The following is a 15,465-nucleotide window of genomic DNA, read 5'->3' on the forward strand; positions in this document are numbered from 1 at the left end:
CAATGCTGGAGCGGGTTTTTCTCCCGGATTGCTGGTCGCCGCCATTATCGCTACGCTTGTCGACGTTTACGTTTCCCTGATTTCCATTGTCTATCACTACGAATAATACCTGTGCTAATGATTCGCCTGTTTACTGACCTTCCTGATTGCGTCGGAGCGACGCTATGAGTCAGAATGGTCAACCAAGCGCGTCCGTCCCTTACAACGGTCTCTCGTCGCGAAGCTTTGTGGCCTTGCTGGTCACACAGTTCTTAGGCGCGATCAACGACAACATGTTTCGCTGGCTGGTCGTTCCGATTGCGAAGGTCAAATTTGAGGAAGAAGGCCTCGACGCCAACCTGGCTTTGTCGATTGGGTTGTTCTGCTTCACCCTGCCCTACTTATTGTTCGTCCCCTATGCTGGTTATTTTGCCGACAAGTTCAGCAAGCGGACCGTCATCGTCGGCTGCAAGGTGGCGGAAGTCGTGATCATGTTGGTGGGCATTGCCGCGATCTCCATTGGCAACACATACGGTCTGTTTGCGGTGGTTGCCATGATGGGGGCGCAAAGCGCGCTGTACGGCCCCGCCCGATTCGGCAGCATTCCCGAATTGCTTCGCACCGAGGACCTCTCCACTGGCAACGGCTGGATGGGCTTAGTGACCGTGGTCTCTTCAGCACTTGGTTTTGTCGGCGGCTTGCTATTGTTCGGCGCGACCAAACCGTACGGGACCGATCATTTGTGGATTTCCACCGTCGTGTTGCTGGGCGTCGCCGCAGTTGGATTGATGGCCAGCTTGATGATCCGCCGCGTACCAGCCGCTGATGCGAGCAAACCATTTCCGCACAATCCGGTCCTCGACACAGGCCGCAACTTACAGCTTCTGTGGAACCACAAGTCACTACTCCGTGCGACTTTGGGAATTGCCTTTTTTTGGTTCCTAGCATCGCTGGCGAATATCAACATCGATCCCTATGGAACGCAGGATCTCCGTCTCCCTCAAGAGGAAATCTGGCCGCTCTTGGTGGTATTGGTTGCGGGAGTCGGCTTTGGGAGCGTGTTGGCCGGAATCTGGTCTGGTGGCAAGGTCGAGCTAGGCATCGTGCCGCTCGGCGCCGTCGGCATCGTGCTCAGCTCCTTTTTGCTTTATCGGGCTGGCAGCGCGGCTGATTTTCCCGCTGGCGATGTGGCACAGCGCGCGATGATCGAATCGTGCGTCTGGTTGTTTTTTCTGGGAATCAGCGCCGGACTGTTCAACATTCCGCTGGAAGCCTTTCTACAACACCGCAGTTCGTCCGAAAATCGCGGGACAATTCTCGCCGCGGCGAATTTCGTGACCTTCGCGGGAATGTTGTTGGTCTCGCTGTTGTTTCCCGTCATGCAGGGCCAACTCAACATGAGCGCCAGCCAAGTATTCTTGGCCTCGGGAATCGGGACCATACCGGTACTGATCTATATCTTTACATTGCTTCCCGGCGCGACAATTCGGTTTATGTTTTGGTTGCTCACCCGGACCGTCTATCGGGTTCGCCTCAACGGACAACACAATTTGCCCGAAACCGGCGGCGCGTTAATTGTGGCCAATCATGTCTCGTGGGTCGATGGTTTATTAATCCTGACTAGTTCCTCCAGACTAATCCGCTTCCTGGTTTATGCCGATTACACGAAAAATCCAGGCCTCAATTGGTTGACGCGGACGATGAAGGCGATTCCCATAAAGGGAGACGGCGGTCCCAAAGCCATGGTCCGCGCTCTGCAGGTGGCTAAAGAAGCTGTCGAAAACGGAGAACTCGTTTGCATTTTCGCCGAAGGACGAATCACACGCACCGGACAACTACAGCCATTTCAACGTGGTCTCATGCGAATCGTCGCCGGGACCGATGCCCCCATCATACCTGTCTATCTCGATGAATTGTGGGGCAGTATTTTTAGCTATTCGGGCGGGAAACTCTTCTGGAAATGGCCGCGTCATTGGCCGTATCTCATCTCAATTCACTTCGGGAAACCGATTCAAAAACCTGAAAACGTCAGCCAAGTACGGCAGGCGGTCCAGCAGCTGGGAGTTCATGCAATGGAACAACGCAAGGGACGGCAAATGGTCTTGCCACGGCAATTTCTGCGGAACTGTCGCAAGGGGATGTTTCGACTGAAAATCTCCGACTCCACCGGCCAAGAATGCACCGGCGGGCAAACCATTTTGCGCTCATTGGTTCTCAAACGGCTCTTAGACCGCGAGGTGCTCAGCCCCGATGAGAATATGGTCGGCGTCTTGATTCCCCCATCCGTAGGCGCCACGCTCGTCAACGCGGCTCTGAGCATCTCCCGTCGTGTGCCGGTGAACCTCAACTACACCGTCTCGTCGGAAATCATGAATTCCTGCATCCGGCAATGCGGTATCAAACACGTGCTCACCAGCCGCAAGGTCATGGAAAAGCTCGACCTCGAGCTGGATGCCGAAGTCGTCTATTTGGACGATCTGAAAGACAAAGTCACCACAGCGGACAAACTGATCTCTGCTGCTCAGACCTATTTACTCCCCGCCGCCATTTTAGAACGCATCTTGGGTTTGACCAAAATCAAATCCGACGACCTGCTGACAATCATTTTCACATCCGGATCGACCGGAGACCCCAAGGGGGTCATGCTCACGCAGCACAATATCTCGACCAACGTCGAGGCGGTCGACCAGGTGTTTCGCTTTACGAACAAAGACACAATTCTGGGAATTCTACCCTTCTTCCATTCCTTTGGTTTTACCGGCAATCTGTGGCTGACACTCACCCGAAGCATGGCGATCACCTACCATGTCAGCCCGCTCGATGCGCGGGTGATCGGCAAACTGGCCCAGAAATATAAAGCGACCGTCCTGATTTCGACGCCGACATTTTTGCGGACTTATCTCAAACGCTGCACACCAGAGAATTTTGCCACGATCGATTTGGTGATTTGCGGCGCCGAAAAAATGCCTCTCGATGTTGCGCAGGCTTTTGAAGACAAATTCGGCGCCCGGCCGATTGAAGGCTACGGCACGACCGAACTTTCCCCGGTCGTCGCTGCCAATATCCCCAGCCATCGATCTGCGATGACCAACCATGCCGGGGTCAAAGAAGGGACCGTTGGGCATCCTGTTCCCGGTGTCGCCGCCAAGATCGTTGATCCCGAAACAGGCGAGGATCTGGGAATCGATACGCCGGGCATGTTACTGATTAGCGGACCGAATGTCATGAAGGGCTACTTAAATCGCCCAGAACAGACAGCCGAGGTCATTCGCGATGGTTGGTATGTCACCGGCGATATTGCGAAAATCGATTCCGACGGGTTCATTCAAATCACCGACCGCCTCAGCCGCTTCTCAAAAATCGCCGGCGAGATGGTTCCGCACTTGCAAATCGAAAACGCACTTCAGGATTTCCTCAGTCAAACAGACACCGAAGAAGACGACATGCAGGTCAAGGCGGTGGTGACCGCTGTACCCGATGAACGCAAAGGGGAGCGGTTGGTCGTCGTGCATTTACCGTTATCGCAAAGTCCCGATGAAATTTGCCAACAATTAAAAGCGGCCGGCCTCCCGAACCTATTTATTCCTTCGCCAGACAGCTTTGTCGAGGTTCAGGAAATCCCAGTCCTGGGCACGGGCAAACTGGATTTGAAGGGCCTAAAACAAGTCGCCGTCGATCATTTCGCCCCTTCCGCCACTAGTTGATGGAAATCCACCCGATGTCCCAGACCCCCGGGAAACATGGGGATCCGCCAATCAGGTCTAAACCCGCCCCATAAAATGACCGATGATAGTGGGGAGCACGACGGCAACCATTATTCCCGGAGCAATCCAGGATCATGGACAGCCCGCTTGACAGGTTCGCAACACCCTGCTAATTTTCGTGTCTCAGACGGAAACGTTCCGAGCGGACAGCGAACCAAAAACGGTTTTCAGTGTCCCAAAACAGACCACACGGGGGATTAGCTCAGTTGGGAGAGCGTCTGGCTGGCAGCCAGAAGGTCAGGGGTTCAAGTCCCCTATCCTCCACTAGATAACTCGTTATCGAGACGCAACTTGCGTCACCTGCCGGAAACTCGGTAGTGCGATCAGCCTCGCTTTTGACCCGTTTTGGGAAAGGCATCGCACCTAGAGGCTTCCGAAGTATGCTCATCTTCAATCCTCAGATCGCGCCTGCGTTCGAATTCAGTGCGAGACGATCTGGTTGGGGAAGAATGGCACCGCTGCTTCAAAGCGGCGCTATTGTGATGGCATCGCCCTGTGGCGTGCCGGGAACAATGCTTAGGCCTCCTGCTTGAAGCCTGACTGGTCTATCACCCAGTTGATCGACTTCTACTCGGCTGATTACGTCGTCATTCACTATCGCAAAAAATGCCGGCCGACTTTTGAGGTCTCCTGCATCAAGTCTGCATTGCGCATTATGGCAGACGTTTGTGGTCATTTGCTCGCTGCCGACTTTGGTCCCCTAGCACTGAAAAAAATGCGACAACAAATGGTCGCCGAGGGATGGGAGCGAGAGTCGCTGAACAAACAGGTTGGCCGGATTTGGGGAGCACTCCAAGTGATCTGGCGAAGGTGACCTGTCATGCTAGGGATGTGACGTGACGTATGAGTGGCACAAATCGTGGGACTTGGGTGCCTCATGGAGATGGTCTTTGCAGAACAGACGCTAGCCGCTGGCAAACGCTCCGCTTAACCCCATTTCTGGATTGCTTGGGCTGGAAGACGGAAAGCTGTCGGAAAGTCCACGTGCATTTAGCTCGGGAAGGGTCTGCTGCTATACTCGTGAAAGTCAGCGAGACTGGATCGGTTCTAGGATCACGGCAGATGGGAAATTCTGGCTCATGGTCGTACAGGAATAGGCCCAGCCTCGACTCAGTCGAAACATAATCAGCCTTCATGGTCAAAATATCTTTATCAATCCCCAACAGCAAACTTTGAAAAACACCAATGCACATCGCCCCACAAGATGAAAAACGGCTCACTGATCAGCTTGTTGATTTTCCTTGTAAGTTTGCCAAATTATTCTGGATCGTTTCAATCACTTTCTGCGCTCTCTGCATTTCCAATGACCAGTTGGTGGCAGCATTGACTGATGAGGCACTCATTGAAGTTCGCGATGGGTTCTCCTCAAGGCGAAACAGTTATCTGGCTGAATATCTGGATCGACCTTTCGCTGAACTCGATTCCAGTATCGACCCCGTGCGTTCCCGTCGTGAACTACAGCAGGCGCAATGGATTTGGTATCCCGAACAGAATTCTCCCAATCAGCCCCCATCCGGCTTGCGCTATTTTCGACGGCAACTGACGCTCCCGCCTCAAAATCCAATCAAACAGGCCTGCATCGTATTGGCCGTCGACAATACGTGCACCGTATCCATTAACGGGAAACTCGTCGGCCGAGCCAACGGATTCCAACACGCAAAGTTGATTGATATCACCCAGCATTTAAAACCGGGGGATAATGTCGTCACGATTGCAGCACGCAACTTGGGTGATGAACCCAATCCGGCTGGGGTGTTGGGGTTGCTGCATATCGACTTTGCGCAGGGCGCACCTCAAGTGATCGTCACCAACAATCAATGGCAAACGTCGGATCGAATTGTCGAAGGTTGGGATACGCCTACAGAGGACAGCTCGGCATGGCCCAAGGCGGAGGAATTGGGGGCCTGCGATTCCGCACCCTGGGGAGAAGTCAAAATCATTCGGGATGTACAGATCAATCAATTTGTCTTCAGTCGGTTAACCTTTGCACTTGCTGCGTTGCATCTCGAGACAGAATCGGAACGAGCGAATGCCGCGATCTTGGAAGCTATTCAAGTCCTACGACAAGAGGAACAAGCGACCGGTGAATTTGGTCTGCATTGGTTGGGAGGTGTGTTTTATCGCATTTACGGACTGTTCGGCCCCGGTGGCCCCATGGAAGGTCGTCTCAACAATGATGCTGCCCATGCCATGGAGCAACTTTTTGCCGACTGGGCTTTCACCGAATCGAAAATTTCGGAATCGGATCCAGAACACACTTGGCGTCTCTGGGGCAGCGAAAATCATAGTGCCCAGCGCGACGCAACGCGCTGGGCAGCCGCGCGAATGCTGGCTGCATCTCCGCAGGGGAAAACGTATCGCTACCAGGATGGTTCCACCGCCCAAGAACAGTTGGTTGCATGGCGAAAGTATCTGAAACGCTACTATCGGGAACGTGTGAAACGGGGGATGTTGATCGAAATTTCCCCTTCCGGTTATGGTTCACGAACCCTGCAAGGTTGGCACAATATTTATGACTTTACGGACGACCCGGAATTAAAATCTCTCGTCAAAGCTGGCTTGGATGTATGGTGGGCCAATTGGGCACAAGAACAATTGGGCGGCATGCGGGGTGGAGGAAAAACGCGACTGTATCCCGGTGCTTGGGCTCTTGCTCACCACGATCGCAACCGTGCCATGAGTTGGTTTTACTTGGGGCAAGGAAACCGGGCTCACCATCATGAAACTTTACCAGTCATTGCCACAACAACCTACCGCTTGCCATTGGTGGTCATGGACATTGCATTGGATCCCCAGGGACGCGGTGTTTATGAATGTCAATCACGCCGTTTAGGGCGGCATCTGGATTACCAACAATCACTTTTGCTCTCTCAACCGAACGAGCCAATTTACGACGTCGACCCCGAACAGGGCGGAATCGTCCGCTATTCGTACTGCACTCCCGATTTTATTATGGGAAGTTTGCTCTTCGGCAGTCACCCCAAAGACTATTGGACCGCCATTAGCCAACAAAACCGGTGGCATGGCGTTATCTTTGCGGGGGAACCCAATTCGACCTTGTATCCACGCTGTGAGACTGATCGCAGCACCTACAATGCGCACTGGGCAATTCAGAACAAGGGGACCCTGATTGCACAAAAACTTCGTCATGCTGATGCCACCAAGGCGATGCGTGTCTGCTTTTCAACTGATCTCAAGCGACACGAGCGGGACGGCTGGATTTTTGCCCAAGCAAAACGCGCCTTTGCGGCAGTCAAAGTGGTCCGCGGTACCTGGGATTGGGATGATGCTCGTTGGCTTCGCTGTTCCGATGAATACACGCCAGTGATCTTAGAGGTTGCGCGTAGCGAAGATTTCGCAGGCAACTTCGAAACTTTTCAACAAGAAATCTTGAAACAAACAATAAGTATCGAAGAAGACGTCCTGCACTACCGGGGTCTTAGAGATTCCGGCAATTTTACCTTCTACTTGCAAAGCGATCAGCCCCCCGAGTTGAATGGCGCACCGATCAATTTGGCACCGGACTATGCTTTCCAAAGTCCCTTTGTCAACGAAAAATGGGCTGAGGGCGTTGTGTATATCACCAAAGGAAAACGCAAACTAGTCGTGGATGTTCGCCAAGCAACCGACAAAAATGGGGACACCACACACCACTCATCTGGCGAAACCCCATAGGCCGATTCGCAATGGTACACCTAGAGCATCAGCGACGAGTGTGTCCGCAGAGCTGATTGCAATGCTTCGGCAACCATACTTTCAATGCTCCAGCACCAACCAGTCACTCCACGGCAATGAGCCCTGAAGCATTAAAGTCGTTTTTTACCAAATCCGCCTTCCCTCTGTACGCTCTCATGAGGGAGGATCACCGCGACCAAATACATCAACCACAGATGTTATCGTGGTCTCCTGGCAATTCTTGCTCAATACCCAAAGAAGTTCGCTGCACCTTATCCTCGTCCCCCTTCGCAACACGTCTCGCAAATCGTGTGGCAGCGGGAACATTGGAGCTTGGCGCGAATTTCAATCAGTTCGCCGCGGCAGACCGGGCAGACGGGACGAGGCGGTTTTGATTCTTGATTTGTATTTTCGTCTTTCATGATTCCCTCCTTGGCAATATCGCCTCGTGGATTATTACGGAATTGGGGGCGACCATGCAATTGCAGGCCCTCGGCACCCTTGTCACTGCTTTTGCTTCGCAGCGGACTTGATCAGAGCTTCTTTCGCTTTTCGTGTCATCGCTTTGATCGCTAATTCTCGTTTCAACGCCCGACTTTTACTGTCTTGCGACTCTTGGTAGACCAACTCGACAGGCAAACGGCTACGAGTATAACGTGAAGCTGTCCCGTTATTATGCTGCTCGCATCTCCGGGACAAATCGTTCGTGATTCCCGTGTAAAGCGAGCCGTCACTGCAGCGTAGTATGTAAACGAACCAGCTTTCGGCCAGTTGCTTCTTGAGCCGCAACACAGCGACCTCTTTGGCCTTGGCTTCGACCTCGATGGTGAGGTCCAGGTCTCGCCAACATTTGGGGAAATCCTCAATGTCAATGAAATCGTGATGACGCCGCGGCTTTGGCCCCTCCCAGCCTTCGATAGGGCTGGAGATGTGAAACATTGGCTCCCGGTCCCAAGTGGCAATGGCTTGCTCGGTTATCTCTTCGACAGATTTTTCATCTTGATTGCAGCGGTGATGATGGACGTCATAGACCAACGGGATGCCTTCTGCCTTGCACAGCGGTAGCAGGTCAGAGGGTGTGTATGTCGTGTCATCATTCTCGACTGTCAGCCGGGTTCTGACCCGTGAGGACAATCGTTTCAGATTCCTAGAGAAATCAGCCAGGGCCTTTTGTTTATCACCATACGCTCCGCCACCATGGATATTCACGACATCAGCTGCAACCCACTCAGCAACCTCGGCCTGGTATTCCAATTCAGCAATCGATCGGTCGACAACGTCCGGACGAGGCGAGTTTAGCACCACAAATTGATCGGGATGAAAACAGGTTCTAATGTTGTGTTCCTGGGCAAACTTGCCGCATGCCTTGAACTGACGCACGATCTCATCGCCCTCGGGAAGATCGAACACATCGTAGCCGCATTCGGCATGCGTCTTCACTGGCAGGACTTGACTGTTGATGCGGAAGCAGCCGATGCCGTTGTCGGCACAGAATTGAAGTGATTGCAGTAAAGCCTCGGCATTTGCCATGCACAACCCGGACAGCTTTTTCAGAGCGGCATCCCGCTCCATGCTGCTGATTGCTTTGACCGTCGTGTTGCGAAACTTGATGGCCTGGTCCATGAAGGTGCAGCAGAGGCCAAAGCGAATTGAGGACGAACGTGTTGCTTTGTTTTTCAAGAGGCTACGTTTCCCCATTCATCCAGGTGTTGTGCAGCTTCATTTGGAATCATCCTTCGATGCCGCTTCAAACAACGCATGACATTCGGCTTCAAGAATCCCGCCGATCAATGTGCAATCGTGAAACGGGGTTCGCTGTGCAACCTCTTGCGCGAAGATGTCGATTTGTTTCCAACCGAGTTCTTGCAGAAATTGGATCGACGAACCAAACACCACCGTTTCGATTCCGGTCCACAGGATCGCTCCTTGGCACATCGGGCAGGGTTCAGCGGTGGTGTACAGAGCCAATCGTCGCTCTTTCCAATCACGCACCCCTGCGGCCATTTGATTGATGGCGTCGATCTCCCCGTGCCACGTGGGGTTGATGGACGACCTATTCCAGCCCTCCGCAAGAATCTCTCCGGAAGTCTGATCGGTAATCAATGCGCCGAACGGAAGGTCGGGAACATTCGCAGCCAGTTCAATCGCTCGTCGCATGTAATGTTCGTGGTCAAGCATTACTGCCCCCAATTCATCCACGTAATGCTGAGTTGTAAGTAGGTCGCAATCGAAACCCACACGAAGTACGGCACTTGCGCCACAGCCACCCAGCGATAATGCCGCCAGATTGCCACCATCATCCACATGATGGTGCCCAACACAATCAAGATGTCCACTGCTGCCAACGGCAGATTCCGCATTCCGAATTGAATGGGCGTGAAGATCAGATTCGCCACGAGATTGATGGCGAACGGAAGAGCGACCAGCCACGGCACTTTCTTGCGAAACGCCTGCACGAACACGAAGCCGAATGACACGATGATAATCGGGTAAAGAATCTGCCAGATCAAACCAATCGTGGAACCGGGGGGCGTCCATGAGGGTTTCGCCAAGTTGTTGTACCACTCCATCCATTCCATCGTAAGTTACTTACTCCTTGCTCTGGCCGTAGAAGAGCATTCTTCCGCACGAATCGCACATGAAAGCGGCAACTTTGCCTTCAATCGGGAATTGTCCGCTCCAAAAGCTTCGCTTTGCTTCTGGAACTGTGTACTCAACATTTTCATGCGTGTTGAATGCCTTATCGATCAGCCTGACAGCCTTCAAGGTGCCATCGCAATCAGGGCATGGTTTGTCCTCATGGCTCATTCGATGTCCTTTGGAAAAAATGGATGGAGTGGCAGGTCACTTCTGCGGGATTTCAAGCTCTGTGACAATCGGCAGGTGATCGGAAGGGAATCGACCGTCTCGCTGGTCATCAAGGGTCTGGAACCGCTCGACTTTGACTGTTTTCGTGGTGAATATAAAATCAATTCGTCGTTGGGGGATAATGGCTTTGAATCCGTTCCAAGTCGAATCTGGACCTGCGGGTTTTTGTACCGAATGCTTGTAAGCATCGTGATATACGGGACGGGCCTGCGTGCCCTTTCCGATCAATGTGTCGTACGGGGGCGAGTCTGGCATCGTATTGAAATCGCCCATGAGTATGACAGGATGATCCACAACTTGTTCCCGCATTTGTTTCAATAAAAGTTTCGCGCTTTCAGCTCGAGCCTGCTTTCCACGATGATCAAAGTGCGTATTCATCACGTAAAAGACAGCTCCTGTTTGGCGATCCTTGAGCTTGACCCAACTGGCAATGCGCGGCAAGGCTGCATCCCATCCCTTGCTGGCAGTCTTGTCGGGGGTTGTGGAAAGCCAGAACGTCGATTCCTCGAGCAACTCGAAGCGCTCCTTGCGGAAGAAAATCGGTGTAAACTCGCCAGCATTTTTACCATCGTCCCGACCCACGCCATAAACGTCCATTTCCGATAGCCGTGCTTTCAAGTCCTCAAGCTGTTCGATGAGAACCTCTTGAAATCCAGCGATGTCCACTTTGTTTTTAATGACGATCTCGGCCACCCAATCTTTGCGATTCGGCCAAGCATTAATTCCGTCGCTGGGGGTGTTTAAGCGAATGTTCCACGTCATCACGTTCAGTGATTCGGCGAAAGCATGTTGCCCCACCGTAGCCAGAAGCACAAAAGCAAAAAGGAGTCGTTTCATCGAGCTATACCTTGAATCATTAAGTTGTGACTGCCTGAGGTGCGAAAACTCATTCGAGATCCCTGCATCGATCCCGGCCTGAATGGTAGCAAATTCGCTCGCGGGAATCCGCTGCATCAATGACCATTGTTTGGCTGACTGCTGCAAACCGCACAAAATAGGATTCGTACAGGTGATCTTTTTTTCTTGACGTCCCTGAACATATCGATCATGCGGGGACGCATCAGTTCTCAAAGTCACCACTTGATAACGCCTTTAACCCCATTGGTTTAGGACGTTAACTCTTCCCCGGACTTTGGTTCATGGCTGCCGGGGCTCTCTTCGTGTCTGTCGAATGACTTGGCATTTGTAAAGGAGCTTTGCACCAAATTTGTGCGCATCTGGCTGAGTGCCTTTCCGACGGGACTGCTACCTCGATAAATTGGCCGTTGATTAGCCGTTGAGCCAAGAGCAGAGAAAGTGTCGGATGGAAGTGATACAAAATGTCGCCTGCACAAAGTGTGGGTGTGTTTGTGATGACCTGCAGGTATCCGTCGAAAATGGCCGGATCCAAGCAGTGTCCGGCGCTTGTGAACTCTCCGAGTCCTGGTTTCTGGAACAAGACTCGCAGCAACCACCGAGTGCGGCAATCAATCAAAAGCCTGTCGAGATCCACACTGCGATTGAACATGCCACCGATTTATTATTGAAGTCGCAGGCGCCGCTGATTTTTGGGTTGTCGCGCAGCAGTTCCGAAGGGCAACGCGCCGCTGTGCAGCTTGCCGATACAGTTGGTGCAATCATCGACACGACGGCATCGCTCTGCCATGCGCCGTCGATCATGGCGATTCAACATGTCGGGGAATCGACATCTTCCTTGGGAGAGATCAAGAACCGCGCCGATCTGGTGATCTTTTGGGGCGTCGACCCCGTTATCAGTCATCCGCGGCATTTCGAACGCTATTCCGTCGACCCGGTTGGCGAATTCATCCCGAACGGGCGGAGCGATCGCACTGTGATCGCAATAGACTCCGAGCGCACACAAACCGCAGACGCCGCTGACATCTTTCTCCAGGTCGAACCAGGCACAGACTTCGAAATGATTTGGACGCTCCGCAGTTTATTGCGCGGTGAACGGCCGGCAGAGGATGCCTATTCCGGCATTCCCATCGATCAACTCACAGAGTTAGCCGATCGCATGAAGTCGTGCCGTTGCGGTGTCGTCTTTTTTGGTTTGGGATTAGCCCATCAGCAATTGGGCCATCTCAACGTCGAGGCCTTGTTGCGACTCGTCACTGACTTAAATGCCCACACGAGATTTCATGCCCGGCGAATGCGAATGCATGGCGACGTCACCGGTGCCGACTGTGTGCTCTGTTGGCAGACGGGATATCCCTTTGGCGTCAATCTCGGCCGCGGGTATCCGCGGTATAATCCCGGCGAATATTCTGCCAACGATCTGCTCGAACGTGGCGAAGTCGACCTGTGCCTGTTGGTCGGGGGCGAAAGCGTGCCGCACATGTCGCCTGCGGCGCGGCGTTATCTAGAAACCATCCCGACGATTTTGCTGGACTACCCCACCCTGCCCGTTCATTTCCAGCCGCAGGTTCAATTCACCACCGCCGTGTACGGTGTGCATCTTCCGGGTATCGTTTATCGCATGGACGAAGTACCGATCCCATTGCGACAGGTTTTGCCGACGTCTTATCCCAGCGATGCTGAGATTTTGCAGCGGATCACGGATACGTTTGTCAACGTCGGTGGATAACAACATATCACGCATGATCACTAGTGCATCACAAACGCAAAAAACCCGGGCGACACATTGTCGTCCGGGCTTGAGGTCGGCCTATTGGTGCTTCCGGCACCCTCAAATCATTATCGGGGAGTCGTTCGATAATGCATCCGTTGTTCGTCGTAGTTCATGGATTGTTATTTGGCCGCACGACGTTGTTGGCGACGGCGGAAGCCGATCAGGCCAATGGCTCCCAGGCCCATCAGCACGAACGATGACGGTTCCGGAACCGGATTGACCGGCGGCGGTTGCGTGGTGAAGTTGATGTTGTCGACACCGACACCGCGATCCAGGCCACCGAAATCCAAGACCGCTTTCACAGCCACGCCGTTGGCGACGACCAGCAGGTTTTCCCAGTTGCCGTCGATCGGTTGGTTTTGTAGGTCCGCTGTGAAGGAGGTCATGCCGACGATGTTTGTCATCGCGTCATCGGAGAACAATGTCAACATCGCCGTGGCGGTCGATCCAACGTCTTGGGCTCCCCCATCGACGCGGAAGTCGAAGATGTCCAAGCTCAAATCGGTGATCCCATCAGCGAAGCTGAAGATGTAATCCGAAGCATAGACGTTCGAGCCCGGCGTGTTTTCATCTGTCAGGAAGAACTCACCCGCACGGTTGTCGACGGCTTGATCATTCATGACACCCGGATTCGTCCCGGTTGTAAACGCGCTGCGCGGTTCGCCGACTGCGGCGATGTAGGACAGACCCGTGGGGTTGCCCGTGGCACCGGTGGTGGAAATTGAAACCAAGTTGTCGCCCGTATCGATCGCACCATTAACCGATTGCAGATCGGCATAGCCGCTTTCGAAGTCAATAAACCCAGCCTGTGCTTCTAAGCTACAAGCCACCAACACCGCCGCACTCAACATCAAACACTTCTTCATCAAACTCTCCCCTTGATTTGCCCAAAACAAAAAAATGGTGAAACTTCAAACGATGTCCATCCTGCCGGCACAGATAGCCTGTCTGGCGTCACGGCCCACAAATTCCGTCGCGTGCTCACTTTTGTAGCTTTGCGACGAATACGGGGATTAGGAAAAACTGTGCCAATCGGAACGCTAAAGACCGAACTGTCCCTCTAAGTGGCCATTCTGCTTGGACTTTTGCTTTTTTTCTTTTAGGCCACTTGTTGACTCACATTTCGGCATGTTCAATTTGATCGTCATTTCCTTAGCAAATCGTAAAGGCTTCTTGACGCCGTTTTGGGAGGAGTGCAGCCAAAGATCGATTGATCAAAGCGAACCAGTTTGGATGGACCATGAGTTCGAAAGTGCGCGCAAGAGGAGCTATCGACAGGCTGAGCGCTTCGATGGCTGTCGGGGAAAATACCTGCGGTGAAGAGCAAGCTTTCAGCTACGGTGCCGGTTTTGTTCGAAATTTCACGGCACCCAAATGCGCAGCCTCAGCCATTCATTCCTAGGTGTTGGGGCATCACGTCAAACGACGTACGCCTCCCAGACCGGCGATACGGGCGATCGTCGCCACTGACTTGGGAGGTCGATGTTTCGCTGTCGGTCGCGCGGAACCTGACGCAAACAGTTCGACCTTAGGAGTCTTTAGGGGGGAGACTTTTCGTGGAACCGGTAATATCGGTGCGATGCTCCAGATAGCCGACCCCGACCAAAATGATGGTCGCAAATCCGGTGGCGACGAGTGCCAGTAGATAGTCCCCCAATCCACAGGCGATCCCCACCGCACCCACGACCCACACGGTAGCGGCTGTCGTCAGCCCGCGGATGGATTTCCCCGCCTGGATAATCGAGCCAGCGCCCAGAAATCCCAGTCCACCGACGATTCCGGCAATCACGCGAGTAGGATCGACGCGGGTCGCTCCCTCAGTATCGGCCAATCGCTCCTGTAAGTTCCAGGCGGCCATCGTAAAGATAGCCGTCCCCAGCCCCACCATCATCTGCGTCCGCAACCCAGCCGCCTTGCCCTGTGTTTCACGCTCAAACCCCAACACCGCCGCACACAACACCGCCATCAGCGGCCGCAGGATAATGTCCGGGATGGAATCGATAAACTCGAACATGATGATTGTCTGTTGGGGGGAGTGCTCTTTCCACCACTGGTCAGCCTCCCGCCTGCTTGCAGGGTTACACATTCACTTGATCATTGACGTATCGTTTGGCCAATCGCTCAGCAGTGTAAATGATGGACATGAGTACGCAGATCATCCTAATATTTTGTTGGGTATTTACATTTTGCCAATACATGCGTGACTCGAATTCCGCTTGCCGAATTCGTTCGTATAACAAATTAATTCGGTCGAATGCGTCTACATCGGCGATCAGATCGGTGCGGTCAAGGGGAGATTGGGGAGGCAACGGTAAAGTGCCCAAAGGGACGATCACCAAGATAACATAGCAAAGCAAGCCTCTGCATGTGTATTGAATGGTTTGCGATGTGGACCACCGTTGCTGTTGAGGCCGCATGATCCAATGTAAAAACCCCCAATAGACTATCGTCAACACGGAAACCAGGACGAAATTCAGATCGAATGGGTCGATGTCAGACATGAGCACAATCCCTTGTTGGTATTCGAACCCGCCTGGGCCAAGTCGTTCC

General features: G+C 53.1%; 12 protein-coding genes and 1 tRNA gene. 4 read left to right on the top strand and 9 right to left on the bottom strand.

Annotated features, from left to right (window positions below; translation table 11 throughout):
• The first annotated feature begins 164 nt into the window (after positions 1-164).
• The 3 genes from Mal52_RS13430 (at position 165) to Mal52_RS13440 (ending at position 7,418) form a co-directional block, all read left to right on the top strand.
• Positions 165-3,683 carry an acyl-[ACP]--phospholipid O-acyltransferase gene (locus Mal52_RS13430; protein WP_145376720.1) on the top strand — a complete coding sequence of 1,173 codons (3,519 nt, stop codon included), beginning with the start codon at positions 165-167 and terminating at the stop codon, positions 3,681-3,683.
• Positions 3,684-3,934: 251 nt separating this feature from the next.
• A tRNA-Ala gene (locus Mal52_RS13435) sits at positions 3,935-4,007 on the top strand.
• Between the two features lie 1,050 nt (positions 4,008-5,057).
• Positions 5,058-7,418 (top strand): hypothetical protein, encoded by a 2,361-nt coding sequence (locus tag Mal52_RS13440; protein WP_145376721.1) that lies wholly within the window; start codon positions 5,058-5,060, stop codon positions 7,416-7,418.
• Between the two features lie 272 nt (positions 7,419-7,690).
• Here the strand turns inward: Mal52_RS13440 and Mal52_RS29770 are convergent, their stop codons facing one another.
• The 6 genes from Mal52_RS29770 to Mal52_RS13465 all read right to left on the bottom strand — a co-directional run bounded on the left by Mal52_RS29770 (position 7,691) and on the right by Mal52_RS13465 (position 11,366).
• Positions 7,691-7,840 carry a hypothetical protein gene (locus Mal52_RS29770; protein ID WP_197533922.1) on the bottom strand — a complete coding sequence of 50 codons (150 nt, stop codon included), beginning with the start codon at positions 7,838-7,840 and terminating at the stop codon, positions 7,691-7,693.
• Between the two features lie 82 nt (positions 7,841-7,922).
• Entirely contained in the window at positions 7,923-9,098 is a 1,176-nt protein-coding gene (gene uvsE, locus Mal52_RS13445) for a UV DNA damage repair endonuclease UvsE (RefSeq protein WP_197534890.1), read from the bottom strand.
• A 39-nt stretch (positions 9,099-9,137) separates the two neighbouring features.
• Positions 9,138-9,596, bottom strand: coding sequence for a nucleoside deaminase (locus Mal52_RS13450; RefSeq protein WP_145376723.1), 459 nt, complete (start codon positions 9,594-9,596; stop codon positions 9,138-9,140).
• Positions 9,596-9,997: a TspO/MBR family protein gene (locus tag Mal52_RS13455; RefSeq protein WP_145376724.1), complete on the bottom strand. Its 402-nt coding sequence runs from the start codon at positions 9,995-9,997 to the stop codon at positions 9,596-9,598. Before Mal52_RS13455 ends, Mal52_RS13450 begins: the two co-directional genes overlap by 1 nt.
• Positions 9,998-10,007: 10 nt before the next feature.
• A complete protein-coding gene (locus Mal52_RS13460) occupies positions 10,008-10,226 on the bottom strand; it encodes a hypothetical protein (protein WP_145376725.1) in 219 nt (72 codons plus the stop codon).
• A 36-nt stretch (positions 10,227-10,262) separates the two neighbouring features.
• Positions 10,263-11,366 carry an endonuclease/exonuclease/phosphatase family protein gene (locus tag Mal52_RS13465; RefSeq protein ID WP_145376726.1) on the bottom strand — a complete coding sequence of 368 codons (1,104 nt, stop codon included), beginning with the start codon at positions 11,364-11,366 and terminating at the stop codon, positions 10,263-10,265.
• 223 nt (positions 11,367-11,589) lie between these two features.
• Between Mal52_RS13465 and Mal52_RS13470 the strand changes: the two genes are divergently transcribed.
• A complete protein-coding gene (locus tag Mal52_RS13470) occupies positions 11,590-12,870 on the top strand; it encodes a formylmethanofuran dehydrogenase subunit B (RefSeq protein WP_145376727.1) in 1,281 nt (426 codons plus the stop codon).
• 164 nt (positions 12,871-13,034) lie between these two features.
• Here Mal52_RS13470 and Mal52_RS13475 read toward each other — a convergent pair whose 3' ends face one another.
• From Mal52_RS13475 to Mal52_RS13485, 3 genes are all read right to left on the bottom strand, one after another.
• Complete coding sequence (locus Mal52_RS13475) at positions 13,035-13,781, bottom strand: PEP-CTERM sorting domain-containing protein (protein WP_145376728.1); 747 nt, start codon at positions 13,779-13,781, stop codon at positions 13,035-13,037.
• 662 nt (positions 13,782-14,443) lie between these two features.
• On the bottom strand, positions 14,444-14,929 hold the full coding sequence (locus tag Mal52_RS13480; RefSeq protein WP_197534891.1) for an MgtC/SapB family protein: 486 nt from the start codon (positions 14,927-14,929) through the stop codon (positions 14,444-14,446).
• Between the two features lie 64 nt (positions 14,930-14,993).
• Complete coding sequence (locus tag Mal52_RS13485) at positions 14,994-15,416, bottom strand: hypothetical protein (RefSeq protein ID WP_145376730.1); 423 nt, start codon at positions 15,414-15,416, stop codon at positions 14,994-14,996.
• Positions 15,417-15,465: the final 49 nt, after the last annotated feature.

The sequence above is a fragment of the Symmachiella dynata genome (genome assembly GCF_007747995.1).
Lineage (GTDB): Bacteria > Planctomycetota > Planctomycetia > Planctomycetales > Planctomycetaceae > Symmachiella > Symmachiella dynata.